Here is an 18,276-nt window from a genome sequence, read left to right as displayed (position 1 = left end):
CGACATTGATGCCCGAAAGGCACCACCGCATGTCGACCATCCCCACTTTCAGCGCCCTCGGCGTTCCCGCCCCGCTCGTCGCCGCGCTCACCGCGAACGGCATCACCGAGCCCTTCCCCATCCAGGTGGACACCCTCCCGGACACCCTGAACGGCCGCGACGTCCTCGGCCGCGGCAAGACCGGCTCGGGCAAGACCCTGGCCTTCGCCATCCCGATGATCGCCCGGCTCGGCGGATCGCTCGCCGGCGGCCGCCGCCGTCCCGGTCGCCCGCTCGGACTGATCCTCGCCCCCACCCGCGAGCTCGCCACGCAGATCACGGTCGCGATGCAGCCCCTCGCCGACGCCTACGGCATCGTCACCACGACGATCTTCGGCGGAGTGTCGCAGCAGCGCCAGGTCTCGGCCCTCAAGCAGGGCGTCGACATCGTCGTGGCCTGCCCCGGACGCCTCGAGGACCTCATGAAGCAGGGCTTCGTGAACCTCGACGCCGTCGAGATCACCGTGCTCGACGAGGCCGACCACATGGCCGACCTCGGCTTCCTGCCCGTCGTCACGCGCATCCTCGACAAGACCCCCCGTGGAGGCCAGCGCCTGCTGTTCTCGGCCACGCTCGACAACGGCGTGGACAAGCTCGTCAAGAAGTACCTGCAGAACGAGGTGCTCCACTCGGTCGACGAGGCGAACTCGCCCGTCGCTCTGATGACGCACCACGTCTTCGAGGTCGACGGCCTCGACTCCAAGAACGCGCTCGTGAAGACGCTCGCCTCGGGCACCGGCCGCCGCATCCTCTTCATGCGCACCAAGCACCACGCGAAGAAGCTCGCCAAGCAGCTCACGAGCCAGGGGATCCCCTCGGTGGATCTGCACGGCAACCTCTCGCAGGTCGCCCGCGACCGCAACCTCGCCGCCTTCGGCGCCGGCACCGTCAAGGTGCTCGTCGCGACCGACGTCGCCGCCCGCGGCGTCCACGTGGACGACGTCGAGCTCGTGATCCACGTCGACCCGCCCATGGAGCACAAGGCGTACCTGCACCGCTCGGGCCGCACCGCCCGCGCCGGCAGCGAGGGCGACGTCGTCACGGTCGTGCTGCCCACGCAGCGCGGCGACGTGAAGACGCTGCTGCGCAAGGCCGCCATCCAGGTGACGCCCCAGCAGGTCACGGCCGACTCGGCCGCGGTCTCGAAGCTCGTCGGCGACGTCGCGGCCTACGTGACCCCGTCGGCCGTCGTCGAGCCCGCCCGCGGGCAGTCGCAGGGCGGCCGCTCGCAGGGCGCCAACGCGCAGCGCAAGCGCGTCGCACGCACCGAGGGCGCAGCGCCCCGCGGTGGACGCGGCGAGCGCTCGGCGGCACCCGCCTCGGAACGTCCCCGTCGTGAGCGCAGCTCCTCCGAGGGCGCCCCTCGCGGCGGAGCCCGAGGCACCGGCCGCGGCCGCAGCGCCGGCGCCGCTTCCACCGGTGGCGGCTCGCGCTCGTTCTACAGCACCGCCACCGGCGGCGCCTCCTCCTCCGCTCCGGCGGGTGGCGAGCGCCGCGGCGGGCGCCGCGCGCAGGGCTGAATCGTTTGGTGCGCCGCGGGGCGGCGCACCGCGGTCGGCTTCTCGAAGTGGTCGCGTTCCGCAGAGCGGGGGGCGAACGGCTACGCCGATTCGCTGGTACGCGAATCGGCGGTTCGGCCGGCCCATCTCGTGCGCCGCGGGGCGGCGCACCGCAGTCGGCTTCTCGAAGCGGCCGCGCCCGACGGAGCGGGTCGCGAACGGCTACGCCGATTCGCTGACACGCGAATCGGCGGTTCGCCTCGAAGGTTGTCGGCTGGTTCGGTGACCGGACCTCGAGCAGGAAGCCGGTGCCTGCGAGCGGGGTCGCGCGCACCTGCTGTTCGAGTAGCCGCCGCAGGCGGCGTATCGCGCCCCCCTGTCAGAATCCCCGAGGCCGGATGGACCGGACGACGCGAGTCGTCCTGCTCATCCGGCCTTCTCTGTGCGCCCTCGCGCCACTCGCCGCCCCAGACGTCACCCGCACGCGCGCGGCGAAGCCGAACGGGCGATTCGCGTGCCAGCGAATCGCCCTAGGCGGAACGCAACACGCTCCGTGGAACGCGACCATCTCGCGAAGCCGACCGCGGGGCGCCGCCCCGCGGCGCACACAAAGGCACAGCCGAACGGGCGATTCGCGTTCCAGCGAATCGCGCTAGGCGGAACGCAACACGCTCCGCGGAACGCGACCACCTCGCGAAGCCGACCGAGGTGCGCCGCCCCGCGGCGCACACAAAGGCACAGCCGAACGGGCGATTCGCGTGCCAGCGAATCGCCCTAGGCGGAACGCAACACGCTCCGTGGAACGCGACCATCTCGCGAAGCCGACCGCGGTGCGCCGCCCCGCGGCGCACACAAAGGCACAGCCGAACGGGCGATTCGCGTGCCAGCGAAACGCCCTAGGCGGAACGCGACACGCTCCGTGGAACGCAACCACCCCGAAAAGCCGACCGAGGTGCGCCGCCCCGCGGCGCACACAAAGGCACAGCCGAACGCGCGATTCGCGTGCCAGCGAATCGCGCTAGGCGGACGCAACACGCTCCGCGGAACGCGACCACCTCGCAAAGCCGACCGCGGTGCGCCGCTCTGCGGCGCACGAATGAACTCAGCGCAGCCTGCCCACGGAGGCGAGGGCGGCGCGGACGAGCGCGCCGCGGCCTCCCTCCATCTCGGCGGAGACGGCGTCGGAGGAGGCCTCGTCGGGGGTCATCCAGGTGAGCTCGAGTGCGTCCTGGCGGGGATCGCAGGTGCCGGTGACCGGGACGACGTAGGCGAGCGAGACGGCGTGCTGCCGCTCGTCGGTGAACGGGCCCATGCCCGGCATCGGGAAGTACTCGGCGACGTGGAACGGCAGCGGGCTCGCCGGCAGGAGCGGGAAGGCCATCGGTCCGAGGTCCTTCTCGAGGTGGCGGAAGAGCGCGTCGCGGAGGGTCTCGCCGTACATGACGCGTCCCGAGACGATCGTCCGCGTGATCTGGCCCGACGGGGTCGCCCGGAGGAGGACCCCGACCTCGGTCACCTGGCCGAGCCCGTCCACGCGGACCGGCACCGCCTCCACGTACAGCAGCGGGAGCCGTCGGCGGATGTCGGCGAGTTCGTCGTCGGACAGCCACCCGGAGTTGGGGTCAGGGGTACGCACGCTCATAGGGCCATTCTTACCCGACGTTCGTGTCCGTCCGGTTTCGGCGCGGCCCGGCAGCGGCCTCGACGATGATGGGGCGATGGGAATCGATCCGAAGGCAGTGCTGTGGTCCTCCTCCGAGAGGGACCGGGTCGGGCGCCCCCTCCTCGTGCTCCTGCACGGCTACGGCTCGCACGAGGGCGATCTGTTCTCGCTCGGCGCCTACCTGCCGCTGGAGCCGGTCCTCGCCTCCGTCCGCGCGCCCCTCGCCCTCGGCGGAGGGGCGAACGCGTGGTGGCCGTTGCGGGTCCCGCTCGATCCGGAGGAGCCGCGCGCGGATCCCGCGGCCGTCGAGGAGGCGACCCGGGGCGTGCTCGAGTGGCTCGACTCCGTCGGGCATCCGGGTCCGATCGGTCTTCTCGGCTTCTCGCAGGGCGCGGCCCTCGCCGTGCAGCTGCTGCGCCGAGCGCCGGAGCGGTTCGCGTTCGCCGTCGCGCTCTCGGGGTTCGTCGCGCCGCTCGAGCCCGGTGACGAGGCCGACGAGCACCTCGCCCGGGCGCGACCCGCGGTCTTCTGGGGTCGCGGGACCCTCGACACGGTCATCCCGCAGAGCCTCGTCGACGACGCCGCCGCCTGGTTCCCCGAGCACACGGCGCTCGACGCCCGCGTCTACGAGGACGTCGCGCACGGCGTCAGCCAGGCCGAGCTCGCCGATGTCGGCACGTTCATCCGGCTCCGCTTCGCCTGACGGAGCGCCGCCGCTCCCGCGTCAAGGGTTTGCCCTGGGCGGACGCCAGCGGCAATGTCGGTGGCGGCAGGGAGGATGAACGCATGCCGGATGTCCTCGATCGCTTCTCGCCCGCCACGCGGGCGTGGTTCGAGGGCGCGTTCCCGGCTCCCACCGCTGCGCAGGAGGGTGCCTGGTCGGCGATCTCGAGCGGCTCGCACGCCCTCGTCGTCGCCCCCACGGGCTCGGGCAAGACGCTGTCGGCGTTCCTCTGGGCGATCGACCGGCTCGTGCAGGGCACGCCCCCGGATGATCCTCAGCACCGCACCCGTGTGCTCTACGTCTCGCCCCTCAAGGCGCTCGGGGTCGACGTCGAGCGCAACCTCCGCTCGCCGCTCGTCGGCGTCACGCAGACGGCCCTCCGGCTCAGCGCCGAGGGCGTCGGAGCCGCCCCCTCGACCGTCACGGTCGGCGTGCGGTCCGGCGACACCCCCGCCGCCGAGCGGCGCGTGCTGCAGAAGACCCCGCCCGACATCCTGATCACGACTCCCGAATCGCTCTACCTCATGCTCACCTCGGCGGCGCGGGAGTCGCTGCGCGGTGTCGAGACGGTCATCGTCGACGAGGTGCACGCGGTCGCCTCGACCAAGCGGGGCGCCCACCTCGCGGTGTCGCTCGAGCGGCTCGACGCCATGCTCCCGAAGCCCGTCCAGCGCATCGGCCTCTCGGCGACGGTGCGTCCGCGCGAGGAGGTCGCGCGGTTCCTCGCCGGCCGGTCCCCCGTGACGATCGTCGCGCCCGTCTCCGAGAAGCGCTGGGACCTCAGCGTCATCGTGCCGGTCGAGGACATGTCCGAGCTGGGCGCCGCGGCGCCGCAGGAGGGCTCGACGATGGGCGCGACGGGGCCGCAGAGCGGCTCGATCTGGCCCCACGTCGAGGAGTCGATCGTCGACCGGGTGCTCGCGCACACCTCCTCCATCGTCTTCGCGAACTCGCGGCGCCTCGCCGAGCGGCTCACCGCGCGCCTCAACGAGATCTACGCCGAGAGAAGCGAACTCGCGGCCGAGCGGAGGCGCGAGGCGGGCGAGCCCGTGGCGGTCGGGGCGCTCCTCGGCGAGGCGGTCCGCTCCTCCCCGCCCGGCCGGACCCCCGCGGCGCTGATGGGAGCGTCGGGCGCGACGAGCGGCGCCGGGCAGGCGGCTCCCGACGACGAACCGCTGCTCGCCAGGGCGCACCACGGCTCGGTCAGCAAGGAGCAGCGGGCGATCATCGAGGACGACCTCAAGTCGGGTCGGCTGCGGTGCGTCGTGGCCACGTCGAGTCTCGAGCTGGGCATCGACATGGGAGCGGTCGACCTGGTCGTGCAGGTCGAGACCCCGCCCTCCGTCGCCAGCGCCCTGCAGCGGGTGGGCCGCGCGGGCCACCAGGTCGGCGAGGTCTCGCGGGGGTCGTTCTACCCAAAGCACCGCGCCGATCTGCTGCACTCGGCCGTGACCACCGAGCGGATGCGCTCCGGGCTCATCGAGGCGATCTCCGTGCCCGCGAATCCGCTCGACATCCTCGCCCAGCAGACCGTCGCCGCCACGGCGCTCGACTCGCTCGACGTCGACGAGTGGTTCGACACCGTCCGGCGCAGCGCCCCGTTCGTCTCGCTCCCCCGGTCGGCCTACGAGGCGACGCTCGACCTGCTGTCGGGGCGCTACCCCTCCGACCAGTTCGCCGAGCTGAGGCCCCGGGTGGTCTGGGACCGAGACGCGAACACGCTCACCGGCCGCCCGGGCGCCCAGCGGCTGGCGGTCACCAGCGGAGGCACGATCCCCGACCGCGGACTGTTCGGCGTCTTCATGGTCGGCGAGCCGGGCTCGACCGGCAACCGCGTCGGCGAGCTCGACGAGGAGATGGTCTACGAGTCGCGGGTCGGCGACGTCTTCGCGCTCGGCGCCACGAGCTGGCGCATCCAGGAGATCACCTACGACCGGGTGATCGTGACGCCGGCGTTCGGGGAGCCCGGGCGACTCCCCTTCTGGAAGGGCGACTCGCAGGGTCGTCCGGCCGAGCTCGGTGAGGCGATCGGCGCCTTCACCCGCGAGATCGGCGGGTCGGCGCCCGAGCCGGCGCGCGAGCGCTGCACGGCCGCGGGGCTCGACGAGTACGCGACCAACAACCTCCTCTCCTTCCTCGACGAGCAGCGCATCGCGACCGGCCAGATCCCCGACGACCGCACGCTCGTGCTCGAGCGCTTCCGCGACGAGCTCGGCGACTGGCGGCTGGTGCTGCACTCGCCCTACGGCATGCAGGTCCACTCCCCGTGGGCGCTGGCGATCGGAGCGCGCGTGCGCGAGCGGCACGGAGTCGACGGTGCCGCCATGGCGGGCGACGACGGCATCGTGGTGCGCATCCCCGACACCGAGTCGGAGCCTCCGGGCGCAGAGCTCTTCCTCTTCGAGCGCGAGGAGCTCGAGCAGCTCGTCACCAGCGAGGTGGGCGGCTCCGCCCTCTTCGCGGCCCGGTTCCGCGAGTGCGCGGCGCGGGCGCTCCTGCTGCCCCGTTACAACCCGGGCAAGCGGTCGCCCCTGTGGCAGCAGCGTCAGCGCGCCGCGCAGCTGCTCGACGTCGCCCGCACCTACCCGACCTTCCCGATCATCCTCGAGACCGTCCGCGAGTGCCTCCAGGACGTCTACGACCTGCCGGCCCTGCTGCGACTCGCGGCGCGCCTCGACGGGCGCGAGCTGCGCATCCTCGAGGTCGAGACCCCGACCGCGAGCCCGTTCGCCCGCTCGATGCTGTTCGGCTACGTCGCGGCCTTCATGTACGAGGGCGACAGCCCCCTCGCCGAACGGCGGGCAGCGGCGCTGTCGGTCGACGCCGCCCTCCTCGGCGAGCTGCTCGGGCGCGCCGAGCTCCGCGAGCTGCTCGACCCGGTCGTCCTCGCTCAGATCGAGCGCGAGCTGCAGCGCATCGAGCCGGAGCGGCGCCTGCGCGGTCTCGAGGGGGCCGCCGATCTCCTCCGGCTCCTCGGCCCGCTGACTCTCGACGAGCTCGGCGAGCGGCTCGTCGACGAGTCGGTCGCCTCCGCCGACACCGCGAAGGCCCCGCCGCTCGAGCGCGAGACGCTCGAGGCGCACGTGGCCGACCTCGTCCGCGCGAAGCGCGTGCTGCCCGTCGGCCTCGGCGGCGAGCAGCGCTACGCCGCGATGGAGGACGCGTCGCGGCTGCGCGACGCCCTCGGCGTTCCGCTGCCGATCGGGGTGCCCGTCGCGTTCATTGACCCCGTGCGCGATCCTCTCGGCGACCTGGTCGCCCGCTACGCGCGGACCCACGGCCCGTTCACCGCGGCGGCGGTCGCGACGCGCCTGGGCCTCGGTGTCGCGGTCGTCACCGACACCCTCCGCCGGCTGTCGGGCGAGCGGCGCGTCACCGAGGGCGAGTTCCGCCCGAACGGGACAGGCACCGAGTGGTGCGACGCCGAGGTGCTCCGCCGCCTCCGCAGCCGCTCCCTCGCAGCCCTCCGCAAGGAGGTCGAGCCGGTCGACGCCGCCGCCTACGGGCGCTTCCTGCCCGCCTGGCAGCACGTCGGAGGCTCCCTCCGAGGCATCGACGGGGTCGCCTCCGTGATCGACCAGCTCGCGGGAGCCCCCATCCCGGCGTCGGCGTGGGAGTCGTTGATCCTGCCCGCGCGGGTGCGCGACTACTCCCCCGCCATGCTCGACGAGCTCACCGCCACGGGCGAGGTGCTGTGGGCAGGAGCCGGCACCCTCCCCGGCAACGACGGCTGGGTGAGCCTGCACCTCGCCGACACCGCCGGGCTGACCCTTCCCGTGCCCGCCGTCGACACCGTCCCGCTCAGCGAGCTGCAGCAGGAGATCGTGGGCGTCCTCGGCTCCGGCGGCGGCTACTTCTTCCGTCAGCTCTCCGACGCCGTCGGCTCCACCGACGACTCCGGTCTCGTCGACGCCCTCTGGGAGCTGGTCTGGGCCGGTCTCGTCACCAACGACACCCTCGCCCCCCTGCGCACCCTCGTCGGGTCGACCGGAGGCGCGCACCGCCAGCCGCGAGCACCCGCCAGAGCCCGTGCGCCTCGCGGGCGGATGACCGCGCGCCCGACCATGGCGACCCGCGTCGGACCGCCGACCGCGGGCGGACGCTGGTCGATCGTGCCGCTGGCCGAGTCCGATGCCACGATCCGCGGGCACGCCCTCGGCGAGACGCTCCTCGAGCGCTACGGCATCGTGACCCGCGGATCCGTTCAGGCCGAGGGCGTGCTCGGCGGCTTCGCCCTCGCCTACAAGGTCCTCAGCGGCTTCGAGCAGCAGGGTCGCGCCCGACGCGGCTACTTCATCGAGAAGCTCGGCGCCGCGCAGTTCGGCACGGCCGGCAGTGTCGACCGTCTGCGGACCTTCGTGCCGCAGGACGAGGCACGAGAGCGACCACGACCCGTGCTGGCTCTCGCCGCGACCGACCCGGCGAACCCCTTCGGAGCCGCGCTCCCCTGGCCGCAGGGCGAGGGTCACCGCCCGGGACGCAAGGCCGGCGCCCTGGTCGCCGTCGTCGACGGCGCACTCGCCGTCTACCTCGAGCGGGGCGGCAAGACGGCGCTCACCTTCACCGACGACGAGGCGACCCTCGCCGACGCCGCCGGCGCCCTGAGCCAGCTGGTGCGCTCCCGCGGCGTCGAGAAGCTCACGGTCGAGAAGATCGACGGCGTGTTCGCCCTCGGCACGCCGTTCGGCGACGCGCTCGTCGCCTCGGGCTTCGTTGCGAACCCGCGGGGCCTGAGGATGCGGGCATGACCGCCCGCCGACGAGAGGCAGATCGCCGTGCCCGAGGGTGACACCGTCTACCGGTCGGCCCACAACCTCGCGGAGGCGCTCGACGGGCAGGTCCTGACGCGCTGCGACGTGCGCGTCCCGAAATTCGCGACGGTCGACCTCACCGGCGAGACGGTCGACTCCGTCGTGCCCCGCGGCAAGCACCTGCTGATGCGCATCGGCGACGCGGTCATCCACTCCCACCTCAAGATGGAGGGGAGCTGGCACCTCTACGCGCGCCGCGGTCCGAACGGCGAGAGGCCGAAGTGGCACCGCCCCTCGCACCAGGCGCGCATCGTCCTCGAGACCGAGGAGTGGCAGGCCGTCGGCTTCGAACTCGGGCTCCTCGAGATCGTCCCGCGCACCGCGGAGGAGGACGTCGTCGGCTACCTCGGCCCCGACCTCCTCGGACCCGACTGGGACGCGGAGGAGGCGCTGCGCCGACTCTCCGCCGATCCGGAGCGCCCGATCGGCCTCGCCCTGCTCGACCAGCGGATCATGGCGGGCCTCGGCAACGTCTACCGCGCCGAGCTCTGCTTCCTGCGCGGCGTCCTGCCCACCCGCCCGGTCGGCGAGAGCGGCGACCTGGCCCGCACGATCGCGCTCGCTCAGCGCCTCATCACCACGAACCGCGAGCGCATCGAGCGCACCACCACCGGGAACCTCCGCCCCGGCCAACAGCTCTGGGTCTACGGTCGCGACCGCAAGCCGTGCCGGCGCTGCCGCACCCCGATCCTCCGCGGCGAGCTCGGCGACGACGAACTGCAGCTGCGGGTCACCTACTGGTGCCCGCACTGCCAGACCTGAGTCGGGGCTACTCCTCGACGGCCGAGCGGTGCCCGGGGACGTGCTTGACGTGCAGGTCGAGATCGGTGAGGCGCTCGATGCGGTCGACGTGGCGACCGACCTCGGCGCCGTCGGCGACGATCCAGCTGCCGACGAGGAGGAACCCGTCGCGCCCGCCGGCCGTGAGCGGCCCGGTGACGGTGAAGGAGCCGATCGTCGGGGTCGAGAACGTCACGCGCACCGGGTCGCCGTGAGCGAGCCCCTCGGCGGAGCGGTCGCCGCCTGCTGCGTCCTCGGCGCTCTCCCCCGCGAGGGCGATGCTCTGGGTCTCGGTCGCCGTGCTGAGGAAGACGTCGGCGACGACCAGCTCGCCTCCGACCGCGCGGCGGACGACCCCTTCGATGCCGTAGAGGCCGTACCGGGGCGAGCGGACGAGGACGCGCGCCGTATCGCCGACCACGATCTCGGCCAGGGCCCCGCGGATCGACTGCATCTCGCGTCGGGCGGGCGGAGCGGACAGGGCGTCGAGGATCGGGCTGCGCATTTGATCAGGGTAGCCCGTCGGGGTGGCCGCTCGAGGTGTGCAGCAACGCGGAAAGCCCCGCGGATGCAGGGCCTTCGGGAGGTGCGGAGACGGTGGGATTTGAACCCACGGAACCCAATAAAGGGTTCTCCACCTTAGCAGGGTGGTGCACTCGACCGGACTATGCGACGTCTCCTGAGCGACCGCTCGGCGGACGCACGACGACCATCATAACCGCACCCGTGCGGCCGCCGTGACACCGCACTCGGCTGCCCAGGTCGACCCGTCGAGGGAACCCGTTCTCGCCGAGGGAGCCGGAGGAACGGGACGCCTCGGCGGGAACGGGTTCCCTCGGAGGAGGACCGGGAGTCGTCTACTGCTCGTCGAGCGTGCGGCCGACGGTGCAGGTCTGCTGGTCGGCGGTCTGGCCCGAGACGTCGCTCGGCAGCGCGACGGCCGTCTCGCCCGTCGCAGGGGTCGCCGGGTCGGTGGCGGCCGGGTCGGTCGTCGCCGGAGGCGTCGCGGCGGGATCGGTCGTGGCCGCAGGGGTCGAGCCGTCGGTCGCCTCCGACCCTCCGCCGGTCGTGCCGGTGAGGGCGATGGGCTGATCGGCGAGGAGCGCCGCGTTCAGCGCCCCGGCCGCCTCCTCGCTCGGGTAGACGCCGTTGCCCTCGATGAACGTCGGGTACTGCACGAAGACGACGCTCGCCAGGTCGACGTCCTTCACGGCGAGGCCGATCGAGACGAGGGTGTTGACGTTCTCGAGCGAGGTCGAGAGCTGCATGTTCGAGACCGCCGCCTTGGCGAGGCCGTAGAGAGCGACGGGGTTCGAGAGCGTCGACGCGCTCTTCACCTTGCGCACGAGCGACGAGAGGTAGACCTGCTGGCTCGAGATGCGGGTGAGGTCGCTGCCGTCGCCGACTCCGTGGCGGGTGCGGAGGAACGCGAGCGCCTCGGCTCCGACGAGCGTGTGCGTGCCCGCCGAGAGATTGAGGCCGGTGTACTCGTCCTCGATCGCCGACGCGACGCAGACGTCGACGCCGCCCACGGCGTTGGACATCTCGATGACGCCGTCGAACTGGATCAGCGCGGCGTAGGGGATCTCGAGCCCGGTGAGCTGCTCGACCGTCTGCACCGTGCAGGCCAGTCCGCCGTAGCCCAGCGACGTGTTGATCTTGGCCGAGCGGAGCGGCTCCGACACCGCGCCGGTGGTCGGGTCGGTGCACGACGGGATCGGCACGTACATGTCGCGGGGGAAGCTGACGACCTCGACGGTCGAGTGGTCCTCGGAGATGTGCATGAGCATCGTCACGTCGTTGAGGTTCTCGGAGCGGTCACCGTAGGCGCCCTCCTCCGATCCCTCCGCGCTGTCGCTGCCCGCGAGGAGGATGTTGACGCCGCCCTCGATGGCGCCGATCTCGGGGATCGCGCTGCCCGCGTCGGTCGAGCCGACATCGAGATCGACCGAGGGACGCGCACTGCCCGCGATCATCGAGACCGCGATCGCGACGATGCAGACCGTCGAGAGCACCCCGACTCCGAGGCACGCGGCGAGGATCCGCCCCGCGAACCGGAGCCCGCTCTGCGGTCGGAGCCGACCGTGCCGGGCGATCGTCCTCCGGGTCGGGGCGGGTTCGCTCATCAGGCCATGCTCTCTCTGGATCGCGCTCTCTCTCGATAGCGCCGCGTCTCGGTCGCCGCGAGACGCCGGCGGGTCGACGCTCGAGGAGGAGCGTACCCGGGGACTCAGCCGAAGAACCCGACCGAGCAGGTCTGCTGGTCGGCGCTCTGGCCGGTCACCGACTCTGGCAGCGCAACCTTGGATTCTCCCGCGGGAGTCTCGGTCGTCGTGCCCGGGGTCGCCTCCTCCGTCGCGAGAGGCGCGGCCGTGGCCGGCCCGGCGGGAGCCTCCGTGACGGCCGGTGCCGCCGCCTCGCCCTCGACCGTCGCGCCTGCGCCGGTGCCGCCGGTCAGGGCGATCGGCTGATCGGTCTGCAGCGCGGTGGCGAGGACGTCGCCCGCGAGGCGGTCGGGCGTGACTCCGCCCGACACCTCGCCGGTCGGGTACTGGGCGAAGACGACGTTCGCCAGGTCGACGTCGCTCAGGGCGAGCCCCATCTGCACCATCGTGTTGACGTTGTTCAGCTCGCTCGAGAGGGTCATGTTTCCCAGCGCCGCCTTCGCGAGTCCGTACAGCGAGACCGGGTTCAGCAGCGTGTCGGCGCTCTTGATCTCGCGGACGAGGGACGAGAGGAAGACCTGCTGGTTGCTGATGCGGGTCAGGTCGCTGCCGTCGCCGATGCCGTGGCGGCTCCGGAGGAACTGCAGCGCGGCCATCCCCTGGAGCGAGTGGTTGCCCGGCTCGAGGTAGGTGTTCGTGTAGGGGTCGGCGATCTCGGTCGCGACGCAGACGTCGACTCCGCCGACCGCGTTCGACATCTCGATGACGCCGTTGAACTGCACGACCGCTCCGTAGTCGACCCGGATGCCGAGGAGGTCCTCGACGACTCCGGCGACGCAGCCGAGGCTGACGTCCTTGCCCATCGCCTCGTTGATCTTCGTGTCGTAGCGCTCGGGGATCGTCTCGCCGGTCGCCGCGTTCACGCAGGAGGGGATGTCGACGTACATGTCGCGGGGGAAGCTCACGACCGTGGCGTTGCTGTGGTCGGCCGAGACGTGCATCAGCATGTTGACGTCGTTGAGGACGCTCGTCTCCTCGTCGGGGTCGCCGTAGGCGTCGCCCTGGCCCTGGCGGGAGTCGCTGCCGACGACGAGCACGTTGAAGCCGCCCTCGAGGGCGCCGATCTCGGGAACGCCCGCGGCGGCCTCGACGCTGGAGCCGGCCGCGACCGGGTGCAGCTCGACCGAGGGCTGCGCCGACTGGACCAGGAGGGTCGCCGCGATCGCGACGATCGACACGGAGGCGGCGACGCCGACTCCGGAGATCATGGCCGCCGCCTTGACCAGCGTGCGAGGGAGGCTGTGCCTCTTCTGACGCCCGTGCCTCACGAAGGGTCGCGGCGAGCGGGCGGACTCGACCGCGGCGGAGGGCTCCGTCGAAGGGTCCGTCCTGCGCATCCGTCTCCCGTTGGTCTCGAGTGCTGGCGGTGGCGGGCGGATCGTGGGCGCATCCGGCCGGAGGTGGAGCAGGGGCTCGCGGAGGGATCGCCGTGTCCGCGTCGGGCCATACTACCCAGAGTCGTCCCGGACCTCATCCGGAGCGATCGCGACAGCACTCCGCCACTCCCGAGGAGGACCGGAGGGAACCGATCCGAGCGAGCGGACATATCCCGTCATGACCACTTCCTCTCCGCCGCGGGACGCCGCCGAATCCTCGTGGGCGAGCGTCCTCACGGGCGACCCGGACGGCTTCGGCAGGCTCTACGACACCTACAGGCTCCGCGTCTTCTGGCACGCGCTCCGCCACACGCGGGCGCTGCACGACGCCGAGGACATCACCGCACTCGTCTTCCTGGAGGCGTGGCGCAAGCGCACCGCGATCCGCCTGGTCGACGGGTCTCCCCTGCCCTGGCTCCTGGCGACGACCAACAACGTGGCCCGCAACGTCGACCGCTCCCGTCGTCGCCACCAGCTCGCGCTCGGCCGGCTCCCCGAGCCGCGGCACCAGGAGGACTTCTCCGACGAGGCCGGCGACCGCATCGACACCGCGCCGCGCCGGGAGGCGATCCGCAGCGCCTTCGCGGGCCTCGCCGCCCGCGACCAGGACGTCCTCTCGCTGTGCATCATCGCCGAGATGCCGACCGCCGAGGCCGCGCGGGTGCTCGGCGTCCCCGTCGGCACCGTCAAGTCCCGTCTCTCGCGAGCGAAAGCGAAGCTCGCCACCCTGATCACCGACCTCACGGCCGATGCAGCCACCGATGGAGGTGCACGATGAACGACAAGCCCGTCCTCGACCCCGACCGCGATCGCGCCATCCGCGCCATGATCGTCGAGACCGCCCGCGCCGAGAACGCACGCCCCTCGCTGCGTGCTCGCGCTTCGCTGCTCATCGGCCTCGTGCTCGCCGCTCTGCTCCTCTCGGGCGGCGGAGTCGCGATGGCGCTGACCGGCATCATCCAGATCCCGGTCGCAGCTCCCGCCCCGGCCGAGACGTCGAGCGCGACGCCGACACCGACCCCGACTCCGACTCCGACCACGGCCCCTGAGCCACCGGCTCCGGAGCCGACACCGACGCCGACCGCGGTCGACGTGGGCACGTGGATCATCGGCTTCGAGGGCGTCGGACCGATCGCGTTCGGCGGGTCGATGGCCGAGGCCTCGGCGGCTCTGGACACGACCGACCTGGTCCCGTACGACTTCGGAACGGACGAGTGCCCTGCCGACTACCGCCAGCTCCCCGGCAACCCGCGCTCGTTCATAGGAGTCGACCCTCACGAAGCCGGCGCCTCGAACTATCTCGAGGTCGCCAACTACGTCAGCGACGACGGGACGCAGCTCGACGGTTCGCTGCCCCGCACCTCTGCCGGCATCTCGACGGGTTCGACGAGCGCCGAACTGCTCGCCGCCTACCCCGATCTGGTCGAGGAACCCCTCATCGCGGGGGACACCGTCTACTCGCTGGCGGGACCGGACGAGCGTCGGCTCTGGTTCAGACTCGCGAGTGCCACGGACACCGTGCAGGCGATCAGCCTGAGCGAGACCCCGTTCTACACCCTCGGCGGCTGCGGGCCCTGATCGTCAGGTGGCGTCGACCGACGGGAGCCTCAGGGCACCCGTCGGTCGACGATCCCCCGGCGAGCGGGTCGACGAGGTGGACGGCGGGCTTAGCAGCCGCGCGGGGAGGGAGGCGGGCGTTCGCCCTCGCAGGGCCTGCCACGATCGAGCAGGGGACGACATGCGGGGCAGCCCCGCGTGGCGGAGGGCTAGGGATTCGAACCCTAGAGACATCTCTGCCCACCAGTTTTCAAGACTTCGGAAGGTCTCTTACCGGGGCAAACCGAACTGCTCCGCATCAGGCCGCGAGAGGCCGGTTTTCCCGCATGAACGCTGGGATCCGGCCCACCTTGGACACCTTCTCGCGGCGCGCTCCGGTTCGGTTCGGATCAGCTCGGCGGAGCGCGGTTGGAGGGGTTTTCCGCGGGGATCCGTCAGCGGCGGGCGATGGCTCCGGAGGTGAACCACTGCACCAGCGGGACCGCCAACAGCACCGCAGCTTCCCCATCAGCCGCAGTGCTTGGGCTGTACCCAGGCTGTCCGGCGTGACGATCGTTCTGCCCGGTCCAAAGAACTTGCATCATGGCCAGAACGGTGGCAGCGCTCGTATTCAGGGAGTGCTCCCGCGACATGGCGAGTCCCCAGTCGCCGTCAGCGCGCATCTGACCGATGACATTCTGGAGTCCGGCGGAACGGTTCGTCGGCATCACCACAGGAATCGACGCGGCCTCCACCGCCTTGACCGACTTCGAGTAGGCGCGCTCGTAGTCGGGGCCCACCCCGAACGTGGAGCCCCACGCCTCGGCAAGCAACGGTCCCGCGTGTCCGGGCGCCGACATCGCCTCCTCGGCAGCCCGCTGCACGCCCTCGGGGACTCGGCGGACCAGGCCGCGTCGCCCGGACCGCTCGCCGAGCGCCCACAACGACCCGCCGTCCAGCAGCAGCTCGCGTAACCCGGCGATGTTGAGGCTCAGACCGTGGGCGAGCAGGAAGTCCACGAACCGGATCGTCTCGTCCTCGCTCAGCTCGTCTTGCAGGGAGCCCAGGCCGCGACGATAGAAGCCGGGGTAGAGAGGAACACGGCGGCGGGTTCGTCGGTCGTACTGCGCAACGAGGTCCTCCGTACGTCCATACGGAGACGGGCTGACGTTGACCTCGATCCAGGCCCAAAGCGAGTGGTGGAGCCAGGGCGGCACCCCGTCCGTGAGCGCTTCCAGCGGCTCCGGGTCCATGCCGAGCGGCGCCCACTTGTCCTCGTCCGTCATGCGCCCAGGGTAGTAGGGACGCTAGGCCGCTCCGCGGTCGTGCCGGAGCGGCCCAGCGTTGGGCGCTCAGCGACGAGCTAGGAGCCGTTGGGCGCTCGGAACATCGCCCGCCGTTGCTCCGCAGCGCTCAGCGGGCGCCGCGCCGTTGACATCGGATCGGAGCCGTCAGTCGTTCCGGCGTACTCCGTCGCCTCCTCGCGCTCGGCTGCAGTAACCCGCTGATAGGGCGCCTTGCCGGCTCGGCCTTCGAATATTTGTCCCATGGTTCTCTCCTCTTGTCGGCGTGCCCGAACCCTACTCGTTCGCCTGCTTGTCGCTATTACTTATTCCAACGGGATCACCTTGCACTCTGGGCTTGACTCAATCGACATTTGAAAAGCGATCGGATCAAACGCGAGGCATGGTAAGGCGGTTGAAGTAGCGCTATCCGATCAGAAAAGGAGGCGCCTAAATGCCGACAGGCCGTCCACCCAAAAACTACGTCACCGTCCGAGCGTCCATTCCGACCGAAATGGACAAGGCGCTCGACGCGTTCGTCGCGGCAACCGGCCTGGCGAAGGCCTCGCTGATCCGTATCGCGTTGGCCGAGAAGCTCGTGGCGCTCAACCTCCTCCCGGACCACCCACCCATCCCACTTTCCCTCACTTCCCGACCCAATAACGAATAGAAAGGCTCGACAATGAGTACGCAGTACGTGACCCCGCGGCAGCTCCCAGGTGGCCCCGTTTCCGACGCCATCCCATCGGAGGTCTCCAACGACCTCGCCGACCACATCCCCGGCCTCTCACAGCGACAGATTCATGCCGACCTGCCCGCGTACCCCGGGACCGAAGGGTCGGCGCTCGCTCGTGACCTCAAGCGCAAGCACGTCCCCGTCGCCCAGCGGGCGGCGCAGGAGCTGAAGGCCGCGCTCAGCGACGCAGAGGAGGCCCTCCTCGCCGTCATCGAGCAGCACGAGGCTCGCACCGAGCGGCACGACCGCCTGCAGGCGTACGCCAAGAAGAAGGGCAACCGCACCATCGGTGGCTCGTTCGCGGGCGGAGCGGGACGATGATCGCCTTCCCGCGTGGCAACTTCGACGAGGTGCGCTCATCGGTCCGCGACCAGCCGTACGCCAACGCCAAGGCCGAGCGCGACGCCATCAAGCACGTCGACCAGCTGGTCTTCGACGAGGTCCGCTCCCACGAACGCGAGCTGGTCCGAGAAGGGCAGCGGGCCGTCGCCGACCTGACGACGACGATCCAGACCGCTGAGCACCTCGCCGACAAACTCCAGAACGAGATCACCGGACCGTTCGTCAACGCGTCCTGGACCGAGAAGCCCGTCGACATCGGAGAGGCCGTCGCGCGGTACAACGTCTTTTTCCAGCAGGTGCAGGACGCCCTCGCGCAGCTCGCCAAGAAGGAGAGCGACCTGTCCTGGAGGGCAGAGAAGCTCCGTGACCCCTACAACGACCTGGCTCGGCTGCGCAACAAGTTCTTCACGGGCAACCAGCGGTTCGAGACCCGGCAGAGCTGGGTCGACGGGCAGGGGCTGAACCGCGCCGGTTCCGTCGACGTCACCACCGCCGCGGCCCCCGTCGCCTCGCGGACGCCCGGACCGTCACCGACGCTGTAAGTCACCGCACACGCAGAACAGCCCCAGAGCGGAAGGCAGACTCTGGGGCTGTTCTCGGACACGCACAAACAGGCAGGAAGGAACACCGTGAACACCCTTAGTCTACCCTTTTCACCCACACGCGTATTGTTCGCGCACTGGGAAAGAGCCCTTGAAGGTTCTACAGAGCCGGAGTGGAAGCCGGACCCCGTGAACACGCCTATGCGGCTGTTGTCGCCGGTGGAGTTCGCCTCGTTGCGCGTCCGGCTCCGGTGCGACGCCCGGGACCTCCAGCCCACCTCGCACGGACCCGTCACCGACGCCGCGTTGCGCATCGGGCTGTGGGAGGCAATGGGCAAGCGCTTCAGCGGCTACAAGCTGGCGCAGGAGCTACAGCACTTCTTCAGCAGCCGCGGCGTCGTTGCCCGGGAGCCCTGGCGAGGCTGGGACATGCTCCGGGCTATCGACGCCACCGCCGACCTCCACGGCGTCGAGCTGTGGCTGAACGCAGAACCCGTCGAGCCCGAGTGGACTCGATTCCGCGAGATGCGCCTGTCAGAGCGCCTCGCGGAGGTCACAAAGCGGGACCGACCCGAACCGAGGTAAACTCATCCTGAACCGAGGTAAGCTTCGGTGGCCCGACTTGTTCGGGCGTTACGGAACCAGTAGCGAACATACGAAACTGTCGAACAACTGAATACTCCACTACATCCATAAGCGCTTCCGAATGGCGCTCACACC

General features: G+C 71.3%; 15 protein-coding genes and 1 tRNA gene. 10 read left to right on the top strand and 6 right to left on the bottom strand.

Annotated features, from left to right (window positions below; translation table 11 throughout):
- The first annotated feature begins 29 nt into the window (after positions 1–29).
- Complete coding sequence (locus tag B9Y99_RS02370; RefSeq protein ID WP_085474995.1) at positions 30–1,559, top strand: DEAD/DEAH box helicase; 1,530 nt, start codon at positions 30–32, stop codon at positions 1,557–1,559.
- A gap of 1,081 nt (positions 1,560–2,640) precedes the next feature.
- Here the strand turns inward: B9Y99_RS02370 and B9Y99_RS02365 are convergent.
- Positions 2,641–3,180, bottom strand: a complete 540-nt coding sequence (locus B9Y99_RS02365) for an NUDIX hydrolase family protein (protein WP_085474994.1) — start codon at positions 3,178–3,180, stop codon at positions 2,641–2,643.
- 76 nt (positions 3,181–3,256) lie between these two features.
- On the opposite strand from B9Y99_RS02365, the gene B9Y99_RS02360 reads away from it, so the two are divergent.
- From B9Y99_RS02360 to B9Y99_RS02350, 3 genes are all read left to right on the top strand, one after another.
- A complete protein-coding gene (locus tag B9Y99_RS02360) occupies positions 3,257–3,904 on the top strand; it encodes an alpha/beta hydrolase (RefSeq protein ID WP_085474993.1) in 648 nt (215 codons plus the stop codon).
- Between the two features lie 83 nt (positions 3,905–3,987).
- Positions 3,988–8,673 (top strand): ATP-dependent helicase, encoded by a 4,686-nt coding sequence (locus tag B9Y99_RS02355; protein WP_085474992.1) that lies wholly within the window; start codon positions 3,988–3,990, stop codon positions 8,671–8,673.
- Between the two features lie 27 nt (positions 8,674–8,700).
- A complete protein-coding gene (locus tag B9Y99_RS02350) occupies positions 8,701–9,498 on the top strand; it encodes a DNA-formamidopyrimidine glycosylase family protein (RefSeq protein ID WP_085474991.1) in 798 nt (265 codons plus the stop codon).
- Between the two features lie 7 nt (positions 9,499–9,505).
- Here B9Y99_RS02350 and B9Y99_RS02345 read toward each other — a convergent pair whose 3' ends face one another.
- The 4 genes from B9Y99_RS02345 to B9Y99_RS02330 all read right to left on the bottom strand — a co-directional run bounded on the left by B9Y99_RS02345 (position 9,506) and on the right by B9Y99_RS02330 (position 12,949).
- Positions 9,506–10,021, bottom strand: a complete 516-nt coding sequence (locus B9Y99_RS02345; protein WP_085474990.1) for a hypothetical protein — start codon at positions 10,019–10,021, stop codon at positions 9,506–9,508.
- 84 nt (positions 10,022–10,105) lie between these two features.
- Positions 10,106–10,196 (bottom strand) — tRNA-Ser (locus tag B9Y99_RS02340).
- 177 nt (positions 10,197–10,373) lie between these two features.
- Positions 10,374–11,642 carry an LCP family protein gene (locus B9Y99_RS02335; protein ID WP_085474989.1) on the bottom strand — a complete coding sequence of 423 codons (1,269 nt, stop codon included), beginning with the start codon at positions 11,640–11,642 and terminating at the stop codon, positions 10,374–10,376.
- A gap of 104 nt (positions 11,643–11,746) precedes the next feature.
- Positions 11,747–12,949: an LCP family protein gene (locus B9Y99_RS02330; protein ID WP_244274747.1), complete on the bottom strand. Its 1,203-nt coding sequence runs from the start codon at positions 12,947–12,949 to the stop codon at positions 11,747–11,749.
- Positions 12,950–13,295: 346 nt separating this feature from the next.
- Here B9Y99_RS02330 and B9Y99_RS02325 point away from each other — a divergent pair, with 346 nt between their 5' ends.
- Both B9Y99_RS02325 and B9Y99_RS18685 read left to right on the top strand, forming a co-directional pair.
- The gene (locus B9Y99_RS02325; RefSeq protein ID WP_085474987.1) at positions 13,296–13,895 is read left to right on the top strand and encodes an RNA polymerase sigma factor; all 600 of its coding nucleotides are present in this window, start codon (positions 13,296–13,298) and stop codon (positions 13,893–13,895) included.
- Entirely contained in the window at positions 13,892–14,695 is an 804-nt protein-coding gene (locus B9Y99_RS18685; protein ID WP_165759492.1) for a hypothetical protein, read from the top strand. The genes B9Y99_RS02325 and B9Y99_RS18685 overlap by 4 nt, the downstream gene beginning before the upstream one ends.
- Before the next feature lie 413 nt (positions 14,696–15,108).
- Here B9Y99_RS18685 and B9Y99_RS02310 read toward each other — a convergent pair whose 3' ends face one another.
- Positions 15,109–15,939 carry a hypothetical protein gene (locus B9Y99_RS02310; RefSeq protein WP_085474985.1) on the bottom strand — a complete coding sequence of 277 codons (831 nt, stop codon included), beginning with the start codon at positions 15,937–15,939 and terminating at the stop codon, positions 15,109–15,111.
- A 451-nt stretch (positions 15,940–16,390) separates the two neighbouring features.
- Between B9Y99_RS02310 and B9Y99_RS18395 the strand changes: the two genes are divergently transcribed.
- From B9Y99_RS18395 to B9Y99_RS02295, 4 genes are all read left to right on the top strand, one after another.
- Complete coding sequence (locus B9Y99_RS18395) at positions 16,391–16,606, top strand: hypothetical protein (RefSeq protein WP_129587864.1); 216 nt, start codon at positions 16,391–16,393, stop codon at positions 16,604–16,606.
- Between the two features lie 12 nt (positions 16,607–16,618).
- Positions 16,619–16,993 (top strand): hypothetical protein, encoded by a 375-nt coding sequence (locus B9Y99_RS02305; protein WP_085474984.1) that lies wholly within the window; start codon positions 16,619–16,621, stop codon positions 16,991–16,993.
- Positions 16,990–17,556 carry a hypothetical protein gene (locus B9Y99_RS02300; RefSeq protein ID WP_085474983.1) on the top strand — a complete coding sequence of 189 codons (567 nt, stop codon included), beginning with the start codon at positions 16,990–16,992 and terminating at the stop codon, positions 17,554–17,556. Before B9Y99_RS02305 ends, B9Y99_RS02300 begins: the two co-directional genes overlap by 4 nt.
- Before the next feature lie 189 nt (positions 17,557–17,745).
- The gene (locus B9Y99_RS02295; RefSeq protein WP_129587863.1) at positions 17,746–18,141 is read left to right on the top strand and encodes a hypothetical protein; all 396 of its coding nucleotides are present in this window, start codon (positions 17,746–17,748) and stop codon (positions 18,139–18,141) included.
- The last annotated feature ends 135 nt before the right edge of the window (positions 18,142–18,276 follow it).

The organism is Rathayibacter oskolensis (genome assembly GCF_900177245.1).
Taxonomy (GTDB): Bacteria; Actinomycetota; Actinomycetes; order Actinomycetales; family Microbacteriaceae; genus Rathayibacter; species Rathayibacter oskolensis.
This window is presented reverse-complemented; position numbering and strand designations above follow the sequence as displayed.